This window comes from Paraburkholderia bryophila, assembly GCF_013409255.1.
In the GTDB taxonomy this organism is placed as follows: domain Bacteria; phylum Pseudomonadota; class Gammaproteobacteria; order Burkholderiales; family Burkholderiaceae; genus Paraburkholderia.
The window spans coordinates 834,618-859,134 of sequence record NZ_JACCAS010000002.1; the positions used below are offsets into that span (position 1 = coordinate 834,618).

A 24,517-nucleotide genomic window follows, 5' to 3' on the forward strand; every position below is an offset into this window, starting at 1 on the left:
TCGGGTCACGCAGCGGAAAAAACACGCCCCCGGCAGCGAAATACGCTGCAGGGGGCGGCTAAATTTGATCTGCGACAGAAAATCGCAGACGGTTTCGACGCGCGATTACTGCCGGCTGACGTGTTTCAGATCGTGCTCGCTTTCCTTCACATGCGCCCAGTATTCGTCGTCGTTGCGGGCCATGCCGAGTTCGCCGTTGCGATACGCGATCGCCAGCGCGAGGTTGGCTTCGGGTAACTCCGCATTGGCTGCGCGCGTCAGCCATTGCAGCGCTAACGCGTCGTCGTGCGGCAGCGTCGTGCCGAAGCGATACTCGTTGGCGAGCTGGAATTGCGCGAGCGGCAGACCGGCTTGCGCCGCCCGCGTCAGCCAATGAATCGCCAACGCGTTGTCACGCGCGATGCCGTAGCCGTTGCGGTAAAGCGTCGCGAGATCGTAGGCGGCCTGGGCGTCGACCGGCTCACGCAACGCCGCCGGCGCGAGCCAACGACGGCTTTCCGCGTAGTCCGGCGCGATGCCGGGCAAGCCGCGCAGCAGCAGGCGACCGAGCGTGGCTTGCGCGCCCGGCGCGCCGTCGAGCGCAAGTTGCCGATACAACTCGACGCCTTCGCGGCGTTCGTCGAGTTGCGCCGAACTCACCAGCACGTCGGCCAACGCCTCGCGCGCCGCCGTATTGCCGAACGCCGCCGTCAGCCGCAGCCGCCACACCGGCGAAGCCGCATGCGTGGAGCTGCCCTGCATCTGCCAGTCGTCGATCTGCGCGTTGGACACGTGGGTCGCCGCCACCGTCGCGAGCGTGCCGGCGCCAATCGCGACAGCGGCGACGGCCGCCGCCAGCGTCAAGGAAAAACGCGTTTTCATTGGTTGAGGTTCACCGAGTAGACCGCGAGTCCCTTGCCGGTGCCGTCGTCGGCCTGGACCTGCGCGACGTTGGTAATGCCGTTGGCCTGGGCGAGCGCCACCAGATTCGGCGCCGCCTTGAACGTCACCGGGCCGGCGGTCGCGATCTTCGTGAAGCGCCAGATCCGATCGCTGCCGTTGCTCGCCGCCTTGATGGCCTGCACCTTCTTGATGTACGCGATCAGCACGTCGCGGCTCGCATCCGGCGACGCGTAAATCGTCTTGCTGCCGTCGAGGCCCGGAAAATTGCCGCCGCCGCTCGCGCGATAGTTATTGGTCGCGACGATAAACGACTGCGTGTCCGAGATCGCGGCACCCTGATATTTCAGGTTGCGGATCCGGCTGCCCACCGCTTGCGTCACATCGATCTCGTAGCTGAAATCCTTCGACGTGATCATGTCGAAGTTGTAGCCCGGATAGTTGCTGACCAACGCCTGCGCCGCCGTGTTGGCCGGATCGATCTTGTTGAAGCGCTGGGCGGCGGTTTCGAGCCACGCCTTCAGACCGGCGCCCGTCACCTTCACCGCGTAGATCGTGTTCGGGTACAGATAAAGATCGGCGGCGTTGTTGATCGCCACGTTGCCTTGCGCGACGTCGGTGAAATCGTTGCCGCCGCCAAAGCCGCTCTTGAACGGCGCGCTCACCGACAGCACCGGAATACCTGCATATTGCGGGAGATTCGCACTGATGTAGTCCTGCGTGTACGCGGCCTGCGCCTGGTTGACGATCTCGATGGCCGACACGTCGCCCACGTCGGCGAAGTAGGTGGTCATGCGGAAATCGGTCGCGCCGATCGGCGTTTTCACATAGTTGATGGTGGCCGCGTGTTCCGCCGCGATCGCCTGCGAGATCGACGGATCGACCGCGACGTAGCTGTTATCCGCGTTCTGGATCGAGCGCGCTTCCGCGGTGCTCGAATTCCGATCCACGGTCCACGTGCCGTTCGTATAGTTCAGCGCGAGCTTGATGACGCCGAGATGCTTGCCCCAGAAATTCGCCATCACGGTCGGCACGCCGTTGACGGTGCCCTTCACCTTGTCGACGCCCGGCAGATTGAACTGCGAGACCGTGCTGTTCTTGTCGGGGAACACCTGGTGCGAATGGCCGATCAGCATCGCGTCGATGCCCGGCACTTTCGACAGATAGTAGCTGCCGTTTTCCATCGACGGCGAATAGGTCGAGTTGTCGAGCCCGCCGTGCGACATCGCGACAATGATCTGCGCGCCCTTCGCCTTCATTTCCGGCACGTACTTCGACGCGCTTTCCACGAGGCCTTGCGTGTAAACGTTGCCATCGAGCCAGCGTTTGTCCCACGCCATGATCGCGGGCGGCGTGAAGCCGATCACGCCGATCTTCACCGGCGCGCTGACGGTTTTGCCGTCGGGCGTTTTCGCGGTCAGCGTGCGCTCGAGAATCGTGTACGGCTTGAAGATCGGCTGCTGCGATTTCGCGCCGAGCACGTTGGAGAGCACCAGCGGAAATTGCGGTCCCGCGCAACTCGGCTGCGACGCCACCGGGCTCATGTTCGGCACGTCGAAGGTATTGCCGGTGACCTGCGCGAGGAACGGCAGGCCGTAGTTGAATTCGTGATTGCCGATCGTGCCCGCGTCGTACTTCAGCAGGTTCATCACCTTGTAGACGCCGAGCGTGGTCTTGCAATCGACCGGCGCGACCTGCGCCTGATAATCCGCGAGCGCGGTGCCCTGGATCGTGTCGCCGTCGTCGAGCAACATGGTATTCGGGAATTCCTTACGCGCCGCGGCGATCAGCGTCGCCGTGCGCTCGAGACCGAGCGACTTGTCCTCGGCCAGCTTGTAGTAGTCGTAGCTGAGCAGATTGGTGTGGATGTCGGTCGTTTCGAGCAACGCGAGCGTCGCGGTCGTGCCGTTCGCCACCGCGGCTTGCGGCGGCGCGGCGTCGAGATTGCTGCCGCACGCGCTCAAACCGATCGCGCTCAATGCGCTGACAGCGCCCCATGCACGTAATGCACCCCACGTGCCCACTGTGCCGCGCGTACGCAGCCCTTGTCCTGCCGTCGACTTCACTCGCATCCTTACTGCCCTCCGGTTTGTTGTGTTGTTGTGCCGGGCTGTGAGACCGGCTTTTCATTACAAACAATTACAGAGGCGTCAGCGTAAGGCCGCTTTGTGACACTGATTTGTATGGTTTTAGATAGGTTTAAGTAATGTTCAAGTTAGCGTGATCGTGTTATCGCGCGAGACGCGGTAACGCTGTCGCGAGCTTCGTGAGCGCGGCGTCGATGTGGTCGACCGCAATGCTGCCGTAGCCGAAGATCAGCCCCGCCTGCGGCTTCACGCGCAAATAAAATGGCGCGAGCCCGTACACGCCGACCGAGACGTCACGCGCCGCGCTGATCACGGCGTCTTCCGTCAGCGGTGCTTTGAGACGCGCCGCCATGTGAATGCCGGCCGTCGGCACGATCGGCTCGAACCAGCGCGCGAGGTCGCCGTGCAGGTGATCGAGCAGCATCGCGCGACGCGCGGCGTAGGCCTTGTGTGTGCGCCGCAGATGCTTGGCGAAATCGCCGTTAAGCATGAACGTCGCGAGCGCGGTTTGCGTGAGCGTGCAGCCGTGTCCGTCGACGATCTGACGTGCTTTGAGCAGCGCCCCGTAGAGCGACGCGGGCGGCACCACATACCCCACGCGCAGCTCCGGGAAGATCGTCTTCGAAAACGTCCCCACATAGGCGACCAGTCCCGCGCGATCGAGGCTTTTCAGCGGCTCCATTGGCCGGCCTTCGAAACGGTACTCGCAGTCGTAGTCGTCCTCGATAATCACCGCGCCGCGCTTTTGCGCCCACTCGAGCAACTCGACGCGGCGCTCCAGACTCATCGGCATACCGAGCGGAAACTGGTGCGAGGGCGTCACGTAGACGAGCTTCGCCTTATCCGGCAGCTTGCTGACGATCAGGCCTTCGCGGTCCACCGGCACCGGCACGACGCGCGCGCCGGTCGCCTTGAAGCAGGCATGCGCCGGCGGATAAGCGGGGTCTTCGAGCGCCACGATTTCGCCCGGCCCCAGCATGATGCGCGCGATCAGGTCGAGCGCGTGCTGCGCGCCTTGCGTGACGATCACGTCCTCCCAATTGCTCGACACCGCGCGGTTGAACGCGAGGTAGCGCGAGATCGCAAGGCGCAACGCCTGCTCGCCAGCGGGCTCGCGATAGGTGCCGGGACTGCGCGCCTGCGACCGCAACGCGTGGTTCACGCAGCGGCGCCAGACGTCGAAGGGGAACAGCGTCTTGTCGGTCGCGCCGCCGATGAAATCGTGCGGCGACGGCACCGTAGGCCGCGGCAACGGCAAGCTCTGCGGCATCGCCTCCCACAGCGGCCGGGCGCGCGCGGCAGTCCTGGCGCCGGCTTTCGTGCGCTCGCGGGCCGCTTCCACATCGCGTGCCTGCGCGGAGCGCGCCACCGGCAAACGTTCGAGACCGTCGGCGACGAAGGTGCCCGAGCCGGCGCGGGCGCTTAGATAGCCTTCGGCAAGCAGCCGCTCGAACACATCGAGCGTTGTCTTGCGCGACACACCCAGTTGCGTGGCGAGATCGCGCGTGGAGGGCAAGCGCGTGCCGCCACCGAGACGGCCTTCGAGAATACCCGCGCGCAACTGGCGATAAATCTGTCCGGACAGGTCGTGATGTCCCTCGACGACGATATGAATGTCCATCCGATTGGTTACCTTGAAGATCCGGCAAAGGGTGATGTCGAGTGACCATTGACGGCCGTAAGCTTACCTCCGCCGTCGCCTGCGAAGCGCGGACATCACCGATAAGGACCGTTTCATCCGGGCGCGGCCTGAAAAGCAAAATGGCACGCCTTGCTAGGCAAGGCGTGCCATTTCTCTATCGAGCTTTTACGTCGGTACCAAGGCGCTTTCGCGCCATGCGCCACGCTCGTGCGAATTACTCCGCCACCGCGCCGCTCATCGCCGCATTCTGGCGAGCGTCCGCGCGCGCTTCGTCGGTGCAACGCTGATGTTCGCGCGACAGCTTGCGCATCAGCGGCAACAGCAGCACCGCCACCAGCGCGCCCGCCGCCGCGAGCCAGCCGAGGCCGGTAAACAGCTTGGTGTAGAGCGGCAACGATTCGAGCGGGTCCAGATTGCCGGCCGGCATCTGCGCGAAATTCGCCACCACGCTACCCAGATACTGCGATACGCCGGTCGCCACGAAGTAAGCGCCCATCATGAAGCCGCTCATCCGTGCCGGCACGTAGCGCGCGATCATCGCGAGGCCGAGGCCGCTCACCAGCAGTTCGCCGAGCGAATACAACCCGTAGCCGCCCACCATGAACCACGACGACACCCGGCCGTTCACCGCGTAGTTACCGCTCGCCGCATAGACGAAGAAACCGGCCGCCACCACGGCGAAACCAAATGCGTACTTCACCGCGACCGGCACGTCCTTGCCGTTCTTCGCGAGCTTCGTATAGAGCAGCGCGAGCAGCGGGCTCAGCAACATGATCCAGATCGGATTGAGCGCCTGGAACTGCGCGGCGCTCCACGTGAACCACGTCTGGCCGAACAGAATGAAACGCGGATCGACGTTGCGCAGCGCGAACAGCGTGAGCGAGGTCGACATCTGCACGTAGAACACGAAGAACAGAATCACCTGGGCCGTGAGAATCAGTGCGGCCAGCAGACCCGAGCGCTCCGAGCGTTCGCACTTCAGCAGCATGTAGCCGAAGATCGCCAGAATCGCGATGCCCGCCGTGTACACGCACGCCACCGCGATCGCCTTGTGCTGCAGCACGAACATCGTCACCGTGCCGAGCACGATGCCGCCCAGCGCCACCGCGGCGACGCGCTTCCAGCGCACCGGTTCGGCGTCCGGCGCCGAACCGATATGCGCAAGCGTGCGGAACATGATGAAGTAATTCAGCATCGACAGCAGCATGCCGGCGCAGCAGACCGCGAACGCCGTGTGCCAGCCCCAATGGTCCTTGATCCACGGCGTGGCGAGCATCGACACCGTCGAGCCGATGTTGACCGCCATGTAGTAGATCGTGAATGCGCTGTCGATGCGCGCGTCGTCGCCTTCGTAAATGCGGCGCACGAGGTTCGCGGCGTTCGCCTTGAAGAGTCCGTTGCCCACCACGATCACGCCGAGCGACGCGAACATGTACGACAGTTGCTCGTTCGGCATCGCCAGCATGAAATAGCCGGCCGACAGCACGCCGGCGCCGAAGATCATCGTGCGGCGCGCGCCGAGAATCTTGTCGCCGATCCAGCCGCCGATCGACGGCGCCGCGTACACCAGCGCCGTAAACGCGCCCCACGTGAGCGTGGCGTGGCTGTCGGTGAAGCCCAGCTTGTCGATCATGAACAGCACCAGCAGTGCGGCCATGCCGTAGTAGCCGAAGCGCTCCCACAGTTCGATCAGAAAGACCGTCGAAAACGAACGGGTCTGCGAGACGCGTGCGCCGGGCGGATTGGATGAAATCATCGTGTACCTCTTGTTCAAACGGTTGCGGCGACGCGCGAACTAGCCGCGCGACGCGAAAAGCTGGATCTGGAAAAACGGTCGGCGAAACACGCGCCATGCGGCTTGTGCGCTCGCGGATTGTCCGGCGCGCGCGAGAACGCTCATGCGCCGGCACCAGCAGAAAAACCAGGGGATGGGATAGAGGCACGCCACGCGGAACAGAGCGGCCTCGTTGGGCGGTGGCAGACTGCGCGCCTGCTGCGGAAAAAATCGGCGGTGATGGTCATGTCCTCAAGCCGGCTGCCGTTCGGATGGAACGCGTCGGACAATGCTCCACCCCGCAGGATCGCTGCGGGCGGAAGGTTAAACAGCGGCAGGCTTCGCACAGGATGGTCATGCGCACGCCGTTCGCCAGGCGGGGCAGATTCTCCGAATAGAAGCATCTCGCGTCACTCAGGGAATTCACCTAATCGGAGTCAATTACTCGCCCTTACACGCCAACTGTCGTCACCATGTGGACCGACGCCGCCCAAAATAGTCTTTGATGTCATAGGTTTACTCATCCTGATACTCGTACTGCATAAATGCCTGAATCGTCATCTAAAACGGCAACTTTTACCGGCTTCATAGCTTCTTTTTCACAATAATCCGGTCGATTTGGCTCGCGGGTTTTCGGTTCTGGCAACATAGAGTGTTGTCTCCAAAATGCGGGCTCTTGCGTCCCGGAGGGCTAAACCAGCCCACTGCCCTAGCCGGGACCGCAATCAAACCATATTTACTTATATCAAACAAATTTTGACGGGCTAATTTCCTCCTGCTATGGTCACGACAATTCAAAAGAGCAATCCGGCACTCGAAATCGGCAGCAAGATCCGCGCGCTTCGGCATCGACTCAAGCGCACGTTGGACGACACGGCAACCGCCGCGGGTATTTCCAAACCGTTTCTGTCGCAAGTCGAGCGCGGCCTGGCGTCGCCGTCCATCACTTCGCTGGCTGGAATTGCTCACGCACTTGGGGTCACGGTGCAGTATTTCGTCGACACGCCTAGCGAAGAACGCTCGGTGTGCCGCGGCGAGCAGTTGAGGTTTTTCGGTTTTGCGGACTCGGCCAATCTGTTCGCTCGATTGACCAATCTGACGGGCGGCCGTCAGCTCGAAGCGATCCTCGTGAGGATGCCGCCCGGGCAAAAGCGCTCCGAAGTGACCACGCATGCCGGCGAAGAGTTTGTGTATGTGATCGACGGCGAGGTGTCGTTGACGCTGGAAGGCAAGACGTTCGTGTTGCACGCGGGAGACAGCGCGCATTACGAATCGACGGTGCCGCACAGTTGGGTGAACACGGCTCGGGTCGAGTCGGTCGTCGTCTGGGTGGGCACGCCAAGACTGTTTTAAAGGGCAGGCGCCTTTTCCGGTTGATCCGGCAGGGTTTGCCTGCATTACAACATGCAAGGAATCCTGTATGTCGGGCAAACAACAAGGGCCGCCCTGGCCCGAGCACCGCGGATAACCGGGCGCCCCGGCGCCAGCGCGTTCTTCTCTCGACCTTTCCTGCGATCTCATCCGATGAAAACCCCGTTCGTCCTCGCGACGGCGCTGTCCGCGCTCGTCCTGTCGTTTCAGCCCTCCGCCTTCGCCGTCACGGTGCCCGCCGGCGTCACCCTCGCTGCCAGCCAGGAGATGACCCGCCAGGTGCCGGGCGAAACCGAATCGCTCGACCCCGCGCATATCGAATCGTGGACCGGCAATACGATCGGACTCGACCTGTTCGAAGGCTTGACGCGGATGGACGCGAGCGGCGCGATCGTGCCGGGCGTGGCTGAGTCGTGGACGCGCACCGGGCCGACGACGTGGGTCTTCAAGCTGCGCCACGACGCGCGCTGGAGCAACGGCCAGCCGGTCACGGCAGCGGACTTCGTCTACTCGTGGCAGCGCGTGCTCGATCCGAAGACCGGTTCGAAGTACACGGTGCTGGTCGAATTCGTGAAGAACGCCAAGGCGATTCTCGCCGGCAAGATGCCGTTGACGAGCCTCGGTGTGCGCGCCGTCGATCCGTACACGCTCGAAGTCACGACCGAAGTGCCCGCCGCCTTCTTCCCGCAACTGGTTTCCATGGCGACGATGACCCCGGTCAATCGTGCGACGGTGACGAAGTTCGGCGGCGAGTGGACCCGTCCGGGCAACTTCGTGGGCAACGGCGCGTACACGCTGACCGACTGGCAGCCGAGCAACCGTCTGGTGGCCACCAAGAGCCCGACATACTGGAACGCCGGCAAGGTCGTGATCGCGAAAGTGACCTACCTGCCGATCGAAAACGACGAAACGGCCATGCGCATGTTCCAGGCCGGCCAGTTCGACTACACGTACGCGATTCCGTCGGGCATCTATGCCCAGGTGAGCAAGAGCCAAGGCGATGAGCTTAAAACCGGTCTGCAGATCGCCACGTACTTCTACAGCCTGAATAACGACGACCCCGCCTTCAAGGACAAGCGCGTACGCCAGGCCCTGGCCATGGTGCTGGACCGCGACCTGCTGACCAAGCGTCTGACCGCCGACGGCGAAGTGCCCATGTACGGCCTGATCGCCAAGGGCACCCAGGGCGCGGGCGTGTTCACGCCGGACTGGGCAAGCTGGCCGATGGCCAAACGCGTCGACTACGCGCGCAACCTGCTGAAGGCCGCCGGTTATTCGGACGCGAAGCCGCTGACGTTCACGCTCACCTACAACACCAACGACCTGCACAAGAAGGTCGCGCTGTTCGCCACGTCGGAATGGCGCACCAAGCTCGGCGTGACCGCCAAGCTCGAAAACGTCGAATTCAAGGTGCTGCTCAAGCAACGCCACGACGGCAAGGTGCAGGCTTCGCGCGACGGCTGGTTCGTCGACTATAACGACGCCAACTCGTTCCTCGATCTGATCCGTTGCAACAGCGTGCAGAACGATCAACACTACTGCAACCCGCAGGTCGACAAGCTGATCGACGAAGGCAACCAGCAGCTCGACGACGCGAAACGCACCGCGCTGCTCACGCAGGCGCACGATCTGGCCATGAACGACTACCCGCTGGTCGCGCTGTTCCAGTACTCGGCGGACCGCCTGGTGAAGTCGTATGTGGGCGGCTACAAGTCGACCAACTACCTCGACATGCGCGCCACGCAAGACATGTATCTGATCAAGCACTAAGCGCGGGAGCACCGTCATGCTGGCTTACACGCTGCGCCGCACGCTCTGGGCGATCCCGACGATTCTCGCCGTGATCACCGCGTGCTATCTGCTGCTGCATCTCACCCCGGGCGGCCCGTTCGACACGGAGAAACACCTGTCGGCGGCCGTGATGGCGAACCTCAACGCCAAATATCACCTCGACGAACCGTTGTGGCTGCAGTACCTCCACTACCTCGGTTCGTTGCTACACGGCGACCTCGGCCCATCGTTCCGTTACGCCGACTGGACCGTCAACGATCTGGTCTGGAAAGCGTTGCCGGTCAGTCTCGGCGTAGGCGGCGTGTCGGTGCCGATCGCGCTGGTGATCGGCGTCACGCTCGGCACGCTGGCCGCGGTGCGGCGCGATCGCTTCATCGATCACTTCGTGATGGTGCTCGGCAACCTCGGCAACGTGGTGCCGCCGTTCGTGCTAGGCCCGGTGCTGGTGTGGATCTTCGCGATCCTGCTGAAGACTTCCGAAGGCCAGGGCTGGCTGCCGGCCGGCGGCTGGGGCGACGGCGAGTGGCGTTATCGCGTGCTGCCGATCGTGCTGCTCGTGATCATCAACGTCGCGGGAATCGCGCGTGTGATGCGCGGCAGCATGATCGAAGTGCTGTCGGGCAACTTCATCCGCACCGCGCGCGCCAAGGGCCTGCCGGGCCGCACGATCGTGTTGCGCCACGCGATGAAGCCGGCGCTGATGCCGGTCGTGTCGCTGCTCGGCTCGATCTGCATCTCGTCGATCACGGCGGCCGTGGTCACCGAGTCGGTGTTCGCGCTGCCGGGTCTCGGCCAACTGGTCGTCAATGGCGCGATCAACCGCGACTACACCCTCGTGCTCGGCCTCGTCGTGCTGACGACTGCCGTCGCCGTGCTGTTCAACCTGCTGGTCGACCTCGCGTATGCGTGGCTCGATCCGCGCATCCGGTACTGATCCATGGCGCGCTCTCTTCAAACGGCTGCCGCGGCGCTCGATCCGCTCGCGGCCATTGCCAACGCACCGCGTTCGCGCGGACCGCTCGCCACCGCCGCCGCGCGCTTCGTGCGCAATCGCGCGGCGTTCACCGGGTTCATCGTGCTGCTGCTGGTCGTGATCGCCTGCGTGGTGGGTCCGTGGCTGCTGCCGAACAATCCGATCGACAGCGACTGGAGCGCGATCAGCCTGCCGCCCACGTGGCAGAACATGCACTGGTTCGGCACCGACGAACTCGGCCGCGATCTGCTCGCGCGTGCGCTGCAAGGCGGGCGCGTGTCGCTCGAAGTCGGCCTGCTCGGCACGCTGGTGTCGGGACTGATCGGCGTCGCGTACGGCGCGACCGCCGGCTATCTCGGCGGCCGTGTGGACGCAGTGATGATGCGGATCGTCGACATGATGTACGCGATCCCCTACATGCTGATCGCGATCCTGATGATGACGCTGTTCGGCCGCGCGTTCTATCTGGTCGTGCTCACCATCAGCGCGTTCTCGTGGCTCGACATGGCGCGCGTGGTGCGCGGCCAGACGCTGTCGCTGCGCTCGCGTGAATTCATCGACGCCGCCCGCGCGATCGGCGTGAGTTCGCGCTCCATCATCTCGCGTCACATCGTGCCGAATCTGTTCGGCGTGGTCGTCGTGTACGCGAGCGTGACCGTGCCCAATATCGTGCTGACCGAATCGGTGCTGTCGTTCCTCGGCCTCGGTGTGCAGGAGCCGATGACGAGCTGGGGCGTGCTGATTCAGGACGGCGCGCAGAAACTCGATTCGATGCCCTGGCTGCTGCTGTGCCCGGCCGTGATGCTGTGCATTACGCTGTATTCCGTGAATTTCGTCGGCGACGGTTTGCGCGACGCGTTCGACCCGAAGGACCGCTGACATGTCCCTACTCGAAGTCAAAGACCTCAGCGTGCGCTTTACGCGCCGCGAAGGCGCACCGGTCGACGCAGTGCAACACGTGTCGTTCTCGCTCGAAGCCGGCCGCACGCTCGGCATTGTCGGCGAATCGGGTTCCGGCAAGAGCCAGACCGTGATGGCCTTGCTCGGTCTGCTGGCCGGCAACGGCAAGGTGTCGGGCAGCGCCACCTATCGCGGCGAAAACCTGCTGACCATGAACGAAGCGGCGCTGAACAAGATTCGCGGCGACCGCATCGGCATGATCTTTCAGGACCCGATGACCTCGCTCAATCCGTTCCTGACGATCGAACGGCAAATGACCGAGACGCTGCAACTGCATCGCAAGATGTCGCGCCGCGAAGCGCGCCGCCGTGCGATCGAAACGCTGGAGTCGGTGCGCATTCCCGACGCCGCGCGCCGCATCGCCATGTATCCGCACGAGTTCTCCGGCGGCATGCGGCAACGCGTGATGATCGCGATGGCGCTGCTCTCCGAGCCCGAAATCCTGATCGCCGACGAACCCACCACCGCGCTCGACGTGACCGTGCAGGCACAGATCATCGAGCTGCTGCGCGAGCTGAACCGCGAGCGCGGCACGGCGATCATTCTGATCACGCACGACATGGGCGTCGTCGCCGGCCTGTGCGATGACGTGATGGTGATGTACGCCGGCCAGACCGTCGAGCAGGCGAGCGCCGCCGCGCTGTTCGCCGCGCCGACGCATCCGTACACGCTCGGCCTGCTGAACGCGCTGCCGCGTCTCACCGACGACGATGACGACCAGCCGTTGCAAACCATTCCCGGCAATCCGCCGCTGCCCGGTGAAGTCGGCCAGGGCTGCGCGTTCGCGCCGCGCTGCGCGTACTGCACCGAGCACTGCCTCGAAGCACGCCCGCCGCTCGCGGCCGTGGAGGGCTATCCGGACGCGCTGCGCGCGTGCTTCAAACCGGTCGGCGAAATCCTGGAGGCACAACACGTATGAACGCCACGCCTATCGCAAACCAGGACGCGGCGACGCTGCTGTCCGTGGACAATCTCAAGGTGCAATTCGGCGTGCCGCGCGGCGGCTATCCGTGGTCCGGTAAAGCCACGCTGCGTGCGGTGGACGGCGTGTCGTTCAGCGTACGGCGCGGCGAAACAGTGGGGCTCGTCGGCGAGTCGGGTTGCGGCAAGTCCACCCTCGCCCGCGCGATCATCGGTCTCACGCCGGTGGCGAGCGGCAGCGTGCGCTGGCTCGGCGAAGAAACCGTGCAGCCTAACGCGCGCCGCGATACCTCGCGCTTGCGCCGGGACGTGCAGATGATTTTCCAGGACCCGCTCGCGTCGCTCGATCCGCGTATGACGATCGAACAGATCGTCGCGGAACCGCTGCTCACGCACGGCCAGAATGTGGCCCGTGCCGACGTGCAGCGCCGCGTGCTGACCATGCTCGAACGCGTCGGCCTCAATGTGCAGCATCTGCGCCGTTATCCGCATGAGTTTTCCGGTGGCCAGTGTCAGCGCGTCGGCATTGCGCGCGCCCTGATCGGCGAGCCGCAACTGGTGATCTGCGACGAGCCGGTGTCGGCGCTCGACGTGTCGATCCAGGCACAGATCGTCAATCTGCTGCGTGACCTGCAAAGGGAGTTGTCGCTGTCGCTGCTGTTCGTCGCGCACGACCTCGCGGTCGTCAAGGCGATCAGTCACCGCGTGCTGGTGATGTATCTGGGCCGCGTGATGGAGTTCGGCGATAAGCGCGACGTCTACAGCGCGCCGCGTCATCCGTACACGCGCGCGTTGCTGTCCGCGGTGCCCGTTCCCGATCCTGCCGTGGAACGCGCGCGGCGTCATCTGCTGTTGCGCGGCGAGATTGCCTCGCCGCTCAGCCCGCCTTCCGGTTGCGCGTTCCGCACGCGCTGCCCGGAGGCGATCGAAGCCTGCGCCTCGGAAATTCCGCAGGCCATCACGCATGGCGCGAGCGCAACGCGCGTCGCCTGTATTCGCGTGGGGGACGTCGCGAAGTAAGTGTCTTTGAAGTCCTCGCGCTCAGGCAGCGCAAAAGTACCCAGCTTCTACCGATAAAACCGTATTCCCGGCGCGACGGGCCGTCGCGCCGCTGGATTCGCTCGCCCTGTTATCCGCAGGGCGAGCGATAAGCGTGGACTGGCTAACCGCCAGCCAAAGTAGCACCACAATAATCAGAGACGTACTCAATGAAAGATAGCCGAACAAAAATCCGGACAAAAAAAACCGGAGCTGCCACCTTTTTTTATTGCGCATTCACGCTTCCCGCACTGACTCTCGCTGCCAGTGCTTATGCCGACGACGGCGTGACGGAGCCCACCTCCGGAACGTCGCGAACCCAGACGCTCGCGCAAGCGTCGCCCTCGCCTACGGCCTCAGCCTCGCACTCGCCGGAGTCTTCGGCACAGTCCACTGGGTCTGCCAAATCCTCCGGCAAGCGCCGTGCGGATCAAGGCGGTCAGGTGCGTAACGATCAACCCGACACGACCAATGCGATCGTCAATGCCGAAGCCAGCCAGACCGTCGAGCCGCCAAGCCCGCCGTCGAGCCAGGCCGCCAGCAAGGGCTTTATCGCCGATAGCCATCTGAACCTGCAGTTCCGCAATTACTCCGACTACTTCCAGGCGCCCAAGACGACCTACCGTCACGCGTGGATCCAGGGCGCGCAAGCCAACTATGAATCCGGCTTTACGCAGGGTCTGGTCGGCTTCGGCGTGGATGCGTCGCTGTTCGCCGCGTTGAAGCTCGACGGCGGCAACGGCGCCGGCAACATGGTGCACGTCGGCAAGGACGGCGGCGGTTCACAGCAGCTCGCGTGGGCCTACCCCGGCATGGTCGACATCAAGGGACGCATTTCGGAGACGGTCGTGAAGTACGGTTTGCAGACCGTCACGAACCCGTTCCTCGAACCGCACGACAACCGCGCGCTGCCGCCAACCTTCCTCGGCGTGTCGATGGTCAGCAACGACCTCGTGCACACCACGCTCGAAGCCGGTAGCTTCACCAAGGTCGACGCCCGCGGCCACACCAACCTGAGCAATCTGACCACCTCGTACGGCGGCACGCGCATCGATCGGCTGACTTATGTGGGCGGCACGTGGCACTACGCGAAGAACGGCGAAATGGCGCTGTACGTCGATCAGGCCGACGACGTCTGGCGTCAGTACTACGGCTCGGTGGCGCAGTCGTTCGGCGATCCGACCACGATCAAGTGGAGCGGCCTCGCCAACATCTATTCGACGCACGACACCGGCGCGTCGAAGCAAGGGCACATCAACAGCAATGCGTACAGCGTGTCGGTCTCCGCGCAGCACGGCCCGCATGCGCTGCTGCTCGGCTACCAGCAGGTGCTCGGCGATCAGTTCTTCGACTACGTCAACGAGACCAACGGTATCTACCTGACCAACTCGATGGATGTGGACTACAACGCGCCGCACGAGCAATCGCTGCAATTGCGCTACACGTTCGACGGTAAATACGCGGGTCTGCCGGGCCTGAAGGCGATGTTCTGGGGGCAATACGGTTGGAACGCGGATGGTTCGGCGGGCGCTGCGGAAAACGCGTCGCCTTCGGCGTCGCTGCACAATCTGTACTGGAAGAACGGCGAGCCGGTGCATGGCCATCATCACGAGTTCGGCTTCATTCCTAGCTATACGCTGCAAAGCGGGCGCTTCAAGGATACGAAGATCACGTTCATCGCGATGTGGCACAACGCGCAGTCGCACTACTCGGACGGCAACAACATGGAATACCGTCTGGTGGTGAATGTGCCGGTGAAGGTGTTCTAAGTGGTCATGGCCCGCGACAAACCGTGCATCGGCCGGCGCAACGCCACGTCGAACGGATTGGTTTGCGGGCCGATCGCGTCGGCCTGACGCCGCAGCAATTCGACCACCATCGGCAGACGGTCGTCGCCCAGACGCGAAGCCAGCGTGCCCACACTCAATGCCGCCACCGCGAGGCCCGTGCGATCCAGAACCGGCACGGCCACGCCCGCCATGCCGTCGAGCACACCCGTGTTGTTCGCCGCGTAGCCGAGTCGCCGCACGCGTTCGATCTCGGTGCGCAAATACACTTCGTCGAGCACGCCGTAGCCGCGAATCCGCGGCACGTTGAAGCGGATGATCTCCTCACGTTCCGCCTCGGGCAGAAACGCGAGAATCGCCAGACTCCCCTGACCCACACCTAACGCGACGCGCCCGCCGATATCGCCGGTGAACGAACGGATCGGAAACGGCCCTTCGCAGATGTCGAGACACACCGCGTCGAAACTGCTTTTGACCAGCAGAAAAATCGTGTCGCCGAGACTCGCGCACAGCCGCAGCAACGCGGGGCGGCACAGCGTGCGCATGCCGCTCGGGTTCCCCGCTTGCGCGGCCAGCGCGAAGAAGTCGACGCTCAGCCGGTACAGCTTGGAGTTGTCGTCCTGCTCGACGATGCCCTCGGCAATCAGCGCATGCAGGATGCGGTGCACGGTGCCCTGCGTCAGTCCCACGGCTTTCGCCAGTCGCGTGACGCGGCCGCCGTCGGGTTGCGCCTCGGACAACGCGCGAATCACCGCGAACGCGCGTTCCAGCATGCCCGGTCCGGGCGCGCCGCCGGTTTCGGCCGGGGCGTGATCGGTATCTCGTTGGGCGGCTGCTTTCATCTCGGTTGCTCTCGTTTATTTCATTGACCGGAACACTATAAAGCGTTTTATCCATGAGCGGAATAGTGGGCCGATTCCGTCGTATAGCGTAACGAGTGCTAATTCATAGGGATTGTCCGTACGCCATGCAGCGGAACGATTCGTGACGATTCTCCAAACAAATTCCGATCAACGGAATTTTTTAAAATCTTATACCGTTGATCGGAATTTGAAATTGACGTCCCGTAATTTGGCTAGCTAGAGTCGGCTTCATCGAGGCAATCCCGCTCGATCCGGCGTCGACTCATCCAAAGGCGAGAATCATGTCGTTCCTCACACTCACGGACGTAACGAAATCGTTCGGCGATCTGCACGCTGTCGCCGACGTGAACCTGTCGGTGGAAAAAGGCGAGTTCGTTTCGTTGCTCGGGCCGTCCGGCTGCGGCAAGACCACCACCTTGCAGATGATCGCGGGTTTCGTCGAGACCACGCGCGGGCGTATCACGCTCGACGGCCGCGACATCACGCATATGAAGCCGAACAAGCGCGGCCTCGGCATCGTGTTCCAGAGCTATGCGCTGTTTCCGCACATGAGCGTGGCGGAGAACGTCGGCTTCGGGCTGGAAATGCGCAACGTCGACAAGGCCGAGCGCAAGGAGCGCGTGCGCGAAGCGCTGGCACTGGTGCGTCTCGACACGCTCGCGCACCGCTTTCCGCGCGAACTGTCCGGCGGTCAACGGCAACGCGTGGCGCTTGCGCGCGCGATCGTGATCGCGCCGCCGGTGCTGCTGCTCGACGAACCGATGTCGAATCTCGACGCCAAGCTGCGCGAAGACATGCAGTTCGAGTTGCGCAGCATTCAACGCAAGATCGGCACGACCACCATCATGGTCACGCACGACCAGTCGGAAGCGCTGTCGATCAGCGATCGCGTGGTGGTGATGGAAGCCGGCCGGATCACGCAGATCGACACGCCGTACGAAGCGTACGAGCGCCCGGAAAACCGCTTCGTCTCGCAGTTCATCGGCAAGGCCAACATGCTGGCGGGCACCGTGGTGGCCTGCGACGGCGAGTCGATCTGTATCGACCTCGGCCACGACATCGAAGAAACCGGCCGCACCGCGCAATTGCCGGCGCGCGAGCGTGCGGTCGGCGTCGGCGACGCGGTGACCTTGTGCATTCGTCCGGAAAAGCTGCGCCTGTGCGCACCGGACGCCGGACGCGTGCCGGCCACCGTGACGAGCCGCTTCTTCCTCGGCAGCCAATGGTTGTATCGCCTCGACAGCCGTCTCGGCGAAGTGCTGGTGTGCTGCCAGAACGAAGGCACCGAACCGCTGCCCGAAGGCGCGGCGGTCGGCGTGGACTGGAACAGCGAAGCGATCCGCTTCATTCAACGGGACGCGCAACATGTCTAGCACGCTCCCTGCGACCGACAAGAGCAACACGACAACCCGCGACGCGCGGCGCGCGCCGTGGCATGCGTTCCTGCCGCTGTGGTTGATGTGCGCGCCGGCCTTTCTGCTGTTCGCAACGCTGGTGCTGGTGCCGCTCGTGATGACGCTGGTGCTGACCTTCTATCGCTTCGATCCGGCAAGCGGGCCGCTCGCCGCGTTCCAGTTCGGCAATTACGCGGAAGTGCTGGGCTCGTCATATTTCCACGAGATCTTTCTGCGCACCTTCGGCATTGCGTTTCTGGTCACGCTGCTATGCATCGTGATCGGCACGCCGGAAGCCTACGTGCTGTCACGCATGCGCGACCCGTACCGCTCGCTGTTCCTGCTGGTGATTCTCGCGCCGCTGCTGGTCTCCGTGGTGGTGCGCGCGTTCGGCTGGAGCATGCTGCTCAACAGCAACGGTCTCGTGAATCAGGCGTTCGGTCTGATCGGCCTTGGGCCCTACAAGCTCGAATACACGACCTTCGCGATCGTGATTGCGCTAGTCCACGTGATGCTGCCGTTCATGGTGATTCCCGTGTGGACCGCGCTGCAGAAAATCGACCCGCAAACGGAAAACGCCGCGCTGTCGCTGATGGCGTCGCCCGCCACCACGCTGCGCCGGATCGTGTTGCCGCAGCTCACGCCGGGCATTCTGTCCGGCAGTCTGATGGTGTTCGGCCTGTCGGCGAGCGCCTTCGCGATTCCGGGCCTGCTCGGCGGACGACGCCTGAAGGTTGCCGCCACCGCCGTCTACGACGAATTCCTCGGCTCGCTGAACTGGCCGCTCGGCGCGACCATCGCGCTCCTGCTGCTGGTCGCGAATCTGATCGTGATGCTCACTTACTACCGGGTTCTGGAGCGTAAGTACGCCAGAAGCCTGGGTTAATTCATCGGCCCCTTGAGTGACATCATCATGAGAAAGAACGGCCCTATTGCACTGATTTTCCACACGCTCGTGATTGCGTTCGTGCTCGCGCCGCTCGTGATCGTCGTGCTGGTCGCGTTCACGCCCGACGAAACGCTCACGTTGCCCACGCATGGCGTCTCGCTGCGCTGGTTCCGCGCGATCCTCGACTACCCCGATTTCATTTCCGCGTTCTTCAACAGTCTGAAGCTGGCGTTTGCGTCGGCCACGCTGTCGCTGATCGTCGCGCTGCCCGCCGCATTGGCGATCGGCCGCGCGCGTTTTCCGGGCCGCGGCTTTCTCAACGGGCTGCTGCTGTCGCCGCTGGTGATTCCCGGCCTCGTGCTCGGCATCGCGCTGCTGCGTTTCTTCGCGCTGATCGGCGCGACCGGTTCGTTCGCGTGGCTCGTGCTCGCGCACATGATCATCATCACGCCGTTCGTCATGCGGCTGGTGCTGGCGTCGGTCAGCGGCCTGGATCGCAGCGTCGAACATGCGGCGCATTCGCTCGGCGCGGATGCGTGGACCACGTTTCGCCGCATTACCTTCCCGATGATTCTGCCGGGTATTACCGGCGGCTGGCTGCTGGCCTTCATCAATAGCTTCGACGAATTGACCATGTCGATCTTCGTCACGTCGCCGCAAACCGTCACGCTGCCGGTGCGCATGTACATGTACGCGACCGAATCGATCGATCCGATGATGGCCTCCGTTTCGGCGCTAGTGATTTTCATCACGGCCGGCGCGATGCTGCTGCTCGATCGCGTGTATGGGCTCAACCGCATTCTGATCGGCCAGCATTGATGTCTTCTTCCGCTTACGTTCCCATGCCGTCCGACTCACAGTCCAATCCGTCGTCCAACTTGCCGCCCGCTCATGCCGCTGACGCGGCTGCCGGCTGCGCCGGACCGCAATTCGTTCGTGTTGCCGAAATGCAGCGTGAACCGCTGCGGTTCTTTCTCGATGGCCGGGAAGTCGACGCGCTGCAAGGCGATACGTTGCTGACCGCCGTGTTGATGCAGCAACGGCGCGTGCGCGACAGCGAATTCAGCGGCGCGCCGCGCGCCGGCTTCTGTTTGATCGGTGCATGCCAGGACTGCTGGATGCGCAGCGAAGACGGCAAGCGCTTGCGCGCGTGTTCGACACAGGTGACCGAGGGCATGCGCGTGGTGTCGCGATTCGGCGTTGAAGCTGGCAACCCGGCGGCTTCAGTGCTCGACAACGGAGCCGCCTCATGAGCGACGAACGCCGCATCGTCATCGTCGGCGCGGGACCGGCCGGCGTACGCGCCGCCGAGACACTGGTCGCGGCCGGCCTCCGCCCGATCGTACTCGATGAAAACGCGCGCTGGGGCGGCCAGATTTATCGGCAACCGCCCGCGAATGGCGGCTTTCAACGTTCGAAGAAAACGCTCTACGGTTTCGAAGCGCACAAGGCCGACGCGTTGCACACGACGATGGCCGTGCTGCTGCCGCAACTCGACTATCGGCCCGACACGCTCGCCTGGGCCTGCGAACCGGGCCGGCTCGATACGCTGCATGCGGGGCGCGAGATTCGCGTGCCGTTCTCGCATCTGATCATCGCGAGCGGCGCGACCGATCGCGTGTTGCCGGTGCCCGGCTGGACCTTGCCCGGCGTCTATACGCTCGGCGCGGCGCAGGTCGCGTTGAAGTCGCAAGGTTGCGCGATCGGACAGCGCGTCGTGCTGGCGGGTACGGGGCCGTTGTTGTACCTGGTCGCGTATCAATACGTGAAAGCGGGTGCGCAAGTGCTGGCCGTGCTCGACACCAGCCCGCTCTCGCGGCAGATCGCGGCCGCGCCGAAACTCGCGCGGCAACCGTCGACGTTTGCCAAAGGGCTTTACTACGTCGGCTGGTTGAAAACGCGCGGCGTGCGGATCGAACGTAACGTGACGCTGGTCGGTGTTCACGGCGAACAAGGTGTGTGCGCAATCGAATTTCGCGCGTCAACAACAGGCTCGTCAACCGAAACCCTCGCTTGCGACGCGGTCGGCATCAGCTTCGGTCTGAAGCCCGAAACGCAACTCGCCGATCTGGCAGGCTGCCGCTTCCGCTTCGACGCCACCAACCGCTGCTGGCTGCCCGAGCTCGACGCCGCCGGACGCAGCTCGGTGCAAGGTCTCTATCTCGCCGGCGACGGTGCGGGTATTGCCGGCGCCGACGCCGCCGAACTCGCCGGCCGCCGCGTTGCGCTAGCGCTGCTCGACGACCTCGGCATGGCGCACCCACGAGGCGCGGGCATGCGCGACGCGGCGTCGCTCGAAAGCAGTCTCAAACGTATCGCCGTATTTCGCCAGGGCATCGAAACCGCCTTCGCGCCGCCCAAGCATTGCGCCGCGCAATGGCCCGACGACATGACCGTGTGCCGCTGCGAGGAAATCGACGCGGGCACGTTGCGGCGCTGCATTCGCGGCGGCGAGGCGAGCGAGATCAACCGTCTGAAAGCGCTCACGCGCGTCGGCATGGGACGCTGCCAGGGACGCATGTGCGGCGAAGCCGCGCTGACCTTGCTGGCCGAGGAAACCGGCAAACCGCTCGCCGAAGTGGGCCGCTTGCGCGGTCAGGCGCCGATCAAACCGATTCCCCTCTCAGCCGAGATGGTGGCCGACGACGACCTCGCCGAGATCCCCGAGGAGGCACGCGATGAGTGACACGCAACACTACGACGTCGCGATTGCGGGCGGCGGGCTGGTCGGTTCATCGGCGGCATTGGCGCTGGCGCGGCGCGGCTTGCGCGTCGGCCTGTTCGAGCGGCGCTATTGCGGCGCTCAGGCAAGCGGCGTGAACTACGGTGGCGTGCGCTGCCAGGGCCGCTCCGTCGAACAGATGCCGCTCGCCATGCGCGCGCGACGCATCTGGGACCGCTTGCCGGAATTGATCGGCATCGACGGCGAATTCACGATGTCGGGACACTTGCGGCTGGCGCGCAGCGAAGCCGATCTCGCCGCGCTGCAAGCGTGGGCCGACATGGCGCGCGATTACGGACTGCACGCGCAGCTAGTCAGCGGCAACGCGTTCCGTGAGCGCTATTCGTGGCTCGGGCCGGCCGCCATCGGCGGCTCGCTGTGCGCGACCGACGGGCATGCGAATCCACGTCTCGTCTCACCCGCGTTCGCTCGCGCCGCGCGTGCGGCCGGCGCGGATGTGCGCGAGCAAACCGAACTCAGCGAGATTCATCACGACGGCAAGCGCTTTCAACTGCGCGCCGGCGACGCACGCATCAGCGCCGACTGGCTGATCAATTCCGCCGGCGCGTGGGCGAATACGGTGGCGGGTTACTTCGGCGAGAACGTACCGATGAAACCGATTTACCCGAACATGTGGGTCACCGAGTCCTTGCCGCCCTTCATCACGCACAACCTCGGCGTGTACGGCGGCGGCATCTACGCGCGGCAAGTGGCGCGCGGCAATTGCGTGATCGGCGGCGGACGCGGACATGGCGACGGCGAATACGGCCACCCTTCCACCGACACCACGCGCGCCGTGATGCGCGACGCCTGTGCGCTGCTGCCCGCGTTGCGCGAGGCGCTGCTGATCCGCACCTGGAGCGGCGTGGAAGGCGAGACCGTGGACAACAATCCGATCATCGGCGCGAGTCGTACGGTGCCGCGTCTGCTGCATGCGTTCGGTTTTTCGGGCGGCGGTTTTCTGCTAGCGCCTGGCGTGGGCGAAGTGCTGGCCGATCTCGTGATCGACGGTGAGACTGCCACGCCGCTGCACGCCTTTTCGATTGACCGCTTTGCCGGCGTTGGCGCCTTATCTGCCAACTCGGCTGCCAACTTCGTGGCCACGCCATCCGCCACCTCTTCCACTGCTTAAGTCCCGTTTAGTGAAACTCAGGAGCCCCACCATGAAACTGTTCAAGACGATTGCGGCGCTCGCCGCCTTGTGTGCGTTCGGCGCGGCCGCGCCGGCGTGGTCGGAGACCAAAACCATCTACATCGGCATGAACGGTGGGCCGATGGAAAAGGCTTATACGAGCCAGGTGCTGCCCGACTTCGAGAAAGCCAACAATGTGAAGGTGGTGGTGGTGCCGGGCACGTCGTCGGATATTCTCGCCAAACTGCTTGCGAACAAAGCCAATCCGCAAATCCACGTGGTGTTTCTCGACGATGGCGTGATGGCGCGCGCGGTCAGCATGGGTGTGTGCAAGAAGCTCGACGACGCGCCGGTCCTGAAAGAGCTCTACCCGTTCGCGCACATGAAGGACGACATGGGCGCAGGCGTGCAACTCGGCATGACCGGCATTGCTTACAACAAGAAGCTGTTCGCTGAGAAAGGCTGGGCGCCGCCGACTTCGTGGATGGATTTCGCCGATCCGAAATACAAGGGCAAGGTGGTGTTCCAGTCGGCCTCAAGCAGCACGTTCGGCCTGCACGGCTTTCTCGCGATCAACCGTTTGATGGGCGGCAGCGAGCAGAACGTCGAGCCGGGTTTCACGAAATGGGCGACCACGGTCGGACCGAACGTGGTCGAGTACGTACCGAACTCCGCGAAGATTTCCGAAATGGTCCAGACCGGCGAAGCGGGCCTGTTCCCGTTGACGCCGACCGGCGTGGGCGACCTGCAGGACAAGGGATTGCCGGTGGCTTATGTGAATCCGAAGGAAGGGCCGGTGCTGCTGCTGGTCGATCTGTGCGTGGTCAACAACAACCCCGATCCGCAACTGGCGCAGAAACTCGCGCAATTCCTGCTTTCCGCGCCGGCGCAGACCAAGGCCGCCGAAGCCGGCAAGCAGATTCCGACCAACCGCCTCGCGAAGATGACGCCGTCGATGCAGCAAAGCCTCGGCAATATCGACGACATGGTCCGCAAGGTGACGGTGGTGGATTGGGACGCGATCAATGCGCACCGCGCGCAGTGGGATACGCGCTGGAACCGGCAAATCGAGCGCTGAGTTAGACGGGCTGGAGCGTGTTAATGCACTTCAGTGCAGACTTGGGAACCCGGCGGGATGACAGACCGCCAGCCCGACCCGACTGATGCATCGGATGAAGAACGGAGCTTTGACGTTCCCTATCTGACATTGATGAATGAAGACGCCCGCAGCGCCGGTACGGTTGCAGGAATAAGCGCGACCTTCCCCACGGTTGCATTTCCGGCCTTCCGGCGCTTACGCCTGCCGCTGTTTCCGGTAGTGCCGCGCACCGATGTTGACGAGCCACACGGTCAGCCCGACGACGATCAGGCAGGCGAAGAAAATCACGACTCCGGCAAGATCGAACATATCGTCCGGATTGTCGTATGAGCGAATGCCTAGCGCGTGCAGCACGAACCGGATTGAACCGGTCAACCACGGCCATTCGACCGGCAGGTTAGCAACGTACCGGGCGAGCAACACACCCAGCACCAGCGTTACCGCCGCGTTTGCATGTATCGGGCAATCCGCATTAGCGCCCGCCCACGTAGCCGTAGGCCTTGAGCGTACTACCCGGAGTTCGCAGACCCTCCCTAGCAGACACCTGGTCTCAGCTACGGGATTCGCATCTCTGGACGCCTGCCGCGCTTATCTATTTGCATTCTCCATCGATCAGTTTCGTTGTTTCGTATCGCTGTTGTAGTAACTTCATTTTTAGATCCGCGCCGAGCCACCCTGGCTGCGAGCTAGCGTCATCTGCAACACCATCGTCCAACCGGGCAGAACTATCAGCGTATTTCTTGACAAGAGCGGCGCAGGATACTGACCGCTGTTTTTTGACAAGCGCATCGGTCTTCGCGGTGAGGGCATCGTTTGCCTCGTCGTAGCATTGTTGAAGAATCATGCCGCAGCCGGATTGACACGATAGGCGATCGTGCTCGGTTCGCTTCAGGCAATTCGAAAACTCTTCCGGGATGTTCGGTTTTTTCGGCACCTGCCCAAAACAGACCGATGAAATGGAAATAAGAAGCACGGCCAATATCAGAGATTTCATAGAAAATTATTCGTTTTATGTGGGCCGCGACAGGTCAACCTGAACCCGAATGTGGGGGTTTTCTGTATCCACCGTCAGCATATTTGTCGTATAAACCCAATCGCTCAAGATGTGACGAGTGTAGTACGAGTAGGCGACCCGTTCAAAGTAGCCAAATCCACCGCCATTTACTAGCTTGTTTACGCGATCGATAACTGACGC

21 protein-coding genes are annotated in these 24,517 nt (G+C 63.5%); 15 read left to right on the top strand and 6 right to left on the bottom strand.

Going from position 1 to position 24,517, the window contains the following annotated elements:
- Positions 1 to 105: 105 nt before the first annotated feature.
- From GGD40_RS25075 to GGD40_RS25090, 4 genes are all read right to left on the bottom strand, one after another.
- Positions 106 to 861: a tetratricopeptide repeat protein gene (locus GGD40_RS25075; protein WP_179745456.1), complete on the bottom strand. Its 756-nt coding sequence runs from the start codon at positions 859 to 861 to the stop codon at positions 106 to 108.
- Complete coding sequence (locus tag GGD40_RS25080) at positions 858 to 2,903, bottom strand: bifunctional 2',3'-cyclic-nucleotide 2'-phosphodiesterase/3'-nucleotidase (RefSeq protein ID WP_373565421.1); 2,046 nt, start codon at positions 2,901 to 2,903, stop codon at positions 858 to 860. Before GGD40_RS25080 ends, GGD40_RS25075 begins: the two co-directional genes overlap by 4 nt.
- Before the next feature lie 205 nt (positions 2,904 to 3,108).
- A complete protein-coding gene (gene pdxR / locus GGD40_RS25085; protein WP_179745458.1) occupies positions 3,109 to 4,587 on the bottom strand; it encodes a MocR-like pyridoxine biosynthesis transcription factor PdxR in 1,479 nt (492 codons plus the stop codon).
- A 235-nt stretch (positions 4,588 to 4,822) separates the two neighbouring features.
- Entirely contained in the window at positions 4,823 to 6,364 is a 1,542-nt protein-coding gene (locus GGD40_RS25090; RefSeq protein WP_179712096.1) for a peptide MFS transporter, read from the bottom strand.
- Positions 6,365 to 7,162: 798 nt separating this feature from the next.
- On the opposite strand from GGD40_RS25090, the gene GGD40_RS25095 reads away from it, so the two are divergent.
- The 7 genes from GGD40_RS25095 to GGD40_RS25125 all read left to right on the top strand — a co-directional run bounded on the left by GGD40_RS25095 (position 7,163) and on the right by GGD40_RS25125 (position 15,205).
- Positions 7,163 to 7,735, top strand: coding sequence for a cupin domain-containing protein (locus tag GGD40_RS25095; protein ID WP_179745459.1), 573 nt, complete (start codon positions 7,163 to 7,165; stop codon positions 7,733 to 7,735).
- Positions 7,736 to 7,906: 171 nt separating this feature from the next.
- A complete protein-coding gene (locus GGD40_RS25100) occupies positions 7,907 to 9,523 on the top strand; it encodes a peptide ABC transporter substrate-binding protein (protein ID WP_179745460.1) in 1,617 nt (538 codons plus the stop codon).
- 16 nt (positions 9,524 to 9,539) lie between these two features.
- Positions 9,540 to 10,478 (top strand): ABC transporter permease subunit, encoded by a 939-nt coding sequence (locus GGD40_RS25105; RefSeq protein WP_179712092.1) that lies wholly within the window; start codon positions 9,540 to 9,542, stop codon positions 10,476 to 10,478.
- Positions 10,479 to 10,481: 3 nt separating this feature from the next.
- Positions 10,482 to 11,396 carry an ABC transporter permease gene (locus GGD40_RS25110; RefSeq protein WP_051980987.1) on the top strand — a complete coding sequence of 305 codons (915 nt, stop codon included), beginning with the start codon at positions 10,482 to 10,484 and terminating at the stop codon, positions 11,394 to 11,396.
- Between the two features lies 1 nt (position 11,397).
- Positions 11,398 to 12,396, top strand: a complete 999-nt coding sequence (locus tag GGD40_RS25115) for an ABC transporter ATP-binding protein (RefSeq protein ID WP_179745461.1) — start codon at positions 11,398 to 11,400, stop codon at positions 12,394 to 12,396.
- Positions 12,393 to 13,418, top strand: coding sequence for an ABC transporter ATP-binding protein (locus GGD40_RS25120; RefSeq protein ID WP_179745462.1), 1,026 nt, complete (start codon positions 12,393 to 12,395; stop codon positions 13,416 to 13,418). The genes GGD40_RS25115 and GGD40_RS25120 overlap by 4 nt, the downstream gene beginning before the upstream one ends.
- 188 nt (positions 13,419 to 13,606) lie before the next feature.
- The gene (locus GGD40_RS25125; RefSeq protein ID WP_179745463.1) at positions 13,607 to 15,205 is read left to right on the top strand and encodes an OprD family outer membrane porin; all 1,599 of its coding nucleotides are present in this window, start codon (positions 13,607 to 13,609) and stop codon (positions 15,203 to 15,205) included.
- On the opposite strand, the gene GGD40_RS25130 is transcribed toward GGD40_RS25125, so the two are convergent.
- Positions 15,202 to 16,065 carry an IclR family transcriptional regulator gene (locus GGD40_RS25130; RefSeq protein ID WP_179745464.1) on the bottom strand — a complete coding sequence of 288 codons (864 nt, stop codon included), beginning with the start codon at positions 16,063 to 16,065 and terminating at the stop codon, positions 15,202 to 15,204. The two genes, GGD40_RS25125 and GGD40_RS25130, sit on opposite strands and share 4 nt — an antisense overlap.
- A gap of 302 nt (positions 16,066 to 16,367) precedes the next feature.
- Between GGD40_RS25130 and GGD40_RS25135 the strand changes: the two genes are divergently transcribed.
- The 8 genes from GGD40_RS25135 to GGD40_RS25170 are packed head-to-tail and all read left to right on the top strand — an operon-like array spanning position 16,368 to position 23,652.
- Positions 16,368 to 17,459 carry an ABC transporter ATP-binding protein gene (locus GGD40_RS25135; RefSeq protein ID WP_179712077.1) on the top strand — a complete coding sequence of 364 codons (1,092 nt, stop codon included), beginning with the start codon at positions 16,368 to 16,370 and terminating at the stop codon, positions 17,457 to 17,459.
- Entirely contained in the window at positions 17,452 to 18,366 is a 915-nt protein-coding gene (locus GGD40_RS25140; RefSeq protein WP_179712075.1) for an ABC transporter permease, read from the top strand. Before GGD40_RS25135 ends, GGD40_RS25140 begins: the two co-directional genes overlap by 8 nt.
- 27 nt (positions 18,367 to 18,393) lie before the next feature.
- On the top strand, positions 18,394 to 19,188 hold the full coding sequence (locus tag GGD40_RS25145) for an ABC transporter permease (RefSeq protein WP_120344644.1): 795 nt from the start codon (positions 18,394 to 18,396) through the stop codon (positions 19,186 to 19,188).
- Positions 19,188 to 19,622: a (2Fe-2S)-binding protein gene (locus GGD40_RS25150; RefSeq protein ID WP_179745465.1), complete on the top strand. Its 435-nt coding sequence runs from the start codon at positions 19,188 to 19,190 to the stop codon at positions 19,620 to 19,622. Before GGD40_RS25145 ends, GGD40_RS25150 begins: the two co-directional genes overlap by 1 nt.
- Positions 19,619 to 21,055, top strand: coding sequence for an FAD/NAD(P)-dependent oxidoreductase (locus tag GGD40_RS25155; protein ID WP_179745466.1), 1,437 nt, complete (start codon positions 19,619 to 19,621; stop codon positions 21,053 to 21,055). Before GGD40_RS25150 ends, GGD40_RS25155 begins: the two co-directional genes overlap by 4 nt.
- Complete coding sequence (locus GGD40_RS25160; RefSeq protein WP_179745467.1) at positions 21,048 to 22,223, top strand: NAD(P)/FAD-dependent oxidoreductase; 1,176 nt, start codon at positions 21,048 to 21,050, stop codon at positions 22,221 to 22,223. Before GGD40_RS25155 ends, GGD40_RS25160 begins: the two co-directional genes overlap by 8 nt.
- A gap of 31 nt (positions 22,224 to 22,254) precedes the next feature.
- Positions 22,255 to 23,301: an ABC transporter substrate-binding protein gene (locus GGD40_RS25165; protein ID WP_179745468.1), complete on the top strand. Its 1,047-nt coding sequence runs from the start codon at positions 22,255 to 22,257 to the stop codon at positions 23,299 to 23,301.
- 57 nt (positions 23,302 to 23,358) lie between these two features.
- The gene (locus tag GGD40_RS25170; protein WP_179745469.1) at positions 23,359 to 23,652 is read left to right on the top strand and encodes a hypothetical protein; all 294 of its coding nucleotides are present in this window, start codon (positions 23,359 to 23,361) and stop codon (positions 23,650 to 23,652) included.
- A gap of 262 nt (positions 23,653 to 23,914) precedes the next feature.
- On the opposite strand, the gene GGD40_RS25175 is transcribed toward GGD40_RS25170, so the two are convergent.
- The gene (locus GGD40_RS25175; protein ID WP_179745470.1) at positions 23,915 to 24,316 is read right to left on the bottom strand and encodes a hypothetical protein; all 402 of its coding nucleotides are present in this window, start codon (positions 24,314 to 24,316) and stop codon (positions 23,915 to 23,917) included.
- Positions 24,317 to 24,517 lie beyond the last annotated feature (201 nt).

What these genes read in the sequence shown, in the direction of transcription:
- GGD40_RS25150 (WP_179745465.1), top strand. Translation starts at nt 19,188, where the DNA reads ATGTCTTCTTCCGCTTACGTTCCCATGCCGTCCGACTCACAGTCCAAT.
- GGD40_RS25170 (WP_179745469.1), top strand. Translation starts at nt 23,359, where the DNA reads ATGACAGACCGCCAGCCCGACCCGACTGATGCATCGGATGAAGAACGG.
- GGD40_RS25155 (WP_179745466.1), top strand. Translation starts at nt 19,619, where the DNA reads ATGAGCGACGAACGCCGCATCGTCATCGTCGGCGCGGGACCGGCCGGC.
- GGD40_RS25110 (WP_051980987.1), top strand. Translation starts at nt 10,482, where the DNA reads ATGGCGCGCTCTCTTCAAACGGCTGCCGCGGCGCTCGATCCGCTCGCG.
- pdxR (WP_179745458.1), bottom strand. Translation starts at nt 4,587, where the DNA reads ATGGACATTCATATCGTCGTCGAGGGACATCACGACCTGTCCGGACAG.
- GGD40_RS25160 (WP_179745467.1), top strand. Translation starts at nt 21,048, where the DNA reads ATGAGTGACACGCAACACTACGACGTCGCGATTGCGGGCGGCGGGCTG.
- GGD40_RS25095 (WP_179745459.1), top strand. Translation starts at nt 7,163, where the DNA reads ATGGTCACGACAATTCAAAAGAGCAATCCGGCACTCGAAATCGGCAGC.
- GGD40_RS25075 (WP_179745456.1), bottom strand. Translation starts at nt 861, where the DNA reads ATGAAAACGCGTTTTTCCTTGACGCTGGCGGCGGCCGTCGCCGCTGTC.
- GGD40_RS25175 (WP_179745470.1), bottom strand. Translation starts at nt 24,316, where the DNA reads ATGAAATCTCTGATATTGGCCGTGCTTCTTATTTCCATTTCATCGGTC.
- GGD40_RS25130 (WP_179745464.1), bottom strand. Translation starts at nt 16,065, where the DNA reads ATGAAAGCAGCCGCCCAACGAGATACCGATCACGCCCCGGCCGAAACC.
- GGD40_RS25115 (WP_179745461.1), top strand. Translation starts at nt 11,398, where the DNA reads ATGTCCCTACTCGAAGTCAAAGACCTCAGCGTGCGCTTTACGCGCCGC.
- GGD40_RS25100 (WP_179745460.1), top strand. Translation starts at nt 7,907, where the DNA reads ATGAAAACCCCGTTCGTCCTCGCGACGGCGCTGTCCGCGCTCGTCCTG.
- GGD40_RS25105 (WP_179712092.1), top strand. Translation starts at nt 9,540, where the DNA reads ATGCTGGCTTACACGCTGCGCCGCACGCTCTGGGCGATCCCGACGATT.
- GGD40_RS25135 (WP_179712077.1), top strand. Translation starts at nt 16,368, where the DNA reads ATGTCGTTCCTCACACTCACGGACGTAACGAAATCGTTCGGCGATCTG.
- GGD40_RS25090 (WP_179712096.1), bottom strand. Translation starts at nt 6,364, where the DNA reads ATGATTTCATCCAATCCGCCCGGCGCACGCGTCTCGCAGACCCGTTCG.
- GGD40_RS25120 (WP_179745462.1), top strand. Translation starts at nt 12,393, where the DNA reads ATGAACGCCACGCCTATCGCAAACCAGGACGCGGCGACGCTGCTGTCC.
- GGD40_RS25145 (WP_120344644.1), top strand. Translation starts at nt 18,394, where the DNA reads ATGAGAAAGAACGGCCCTATTGCACTGATTTTCCACACGCTCGTGATT.
- GGD40_RS25165 (WP_179745468.1), top strand. Translation starts at nt 22,255, where the DNA reads ATGAAACTGTTCAAGACGATTGCGGCGCTCGCCGCCTTGTGTGCGTTC.
- GGD40_RS25125 (WP_179745463.1), top strand. Translation starts at nt 13,607, where the DNA reads ATGAAAGATAGCCGAACAAAAATCCGGACAAAAAAAACCGGAGCTGCC.
- GGD40_RS25140 (WP_179712075.1), top strand. Translation starts at nt 17,452, where the DNA reads ATGTCTAGCACGCTCCCTGCGACCGACAAGAGCAACACGACAACCCGC.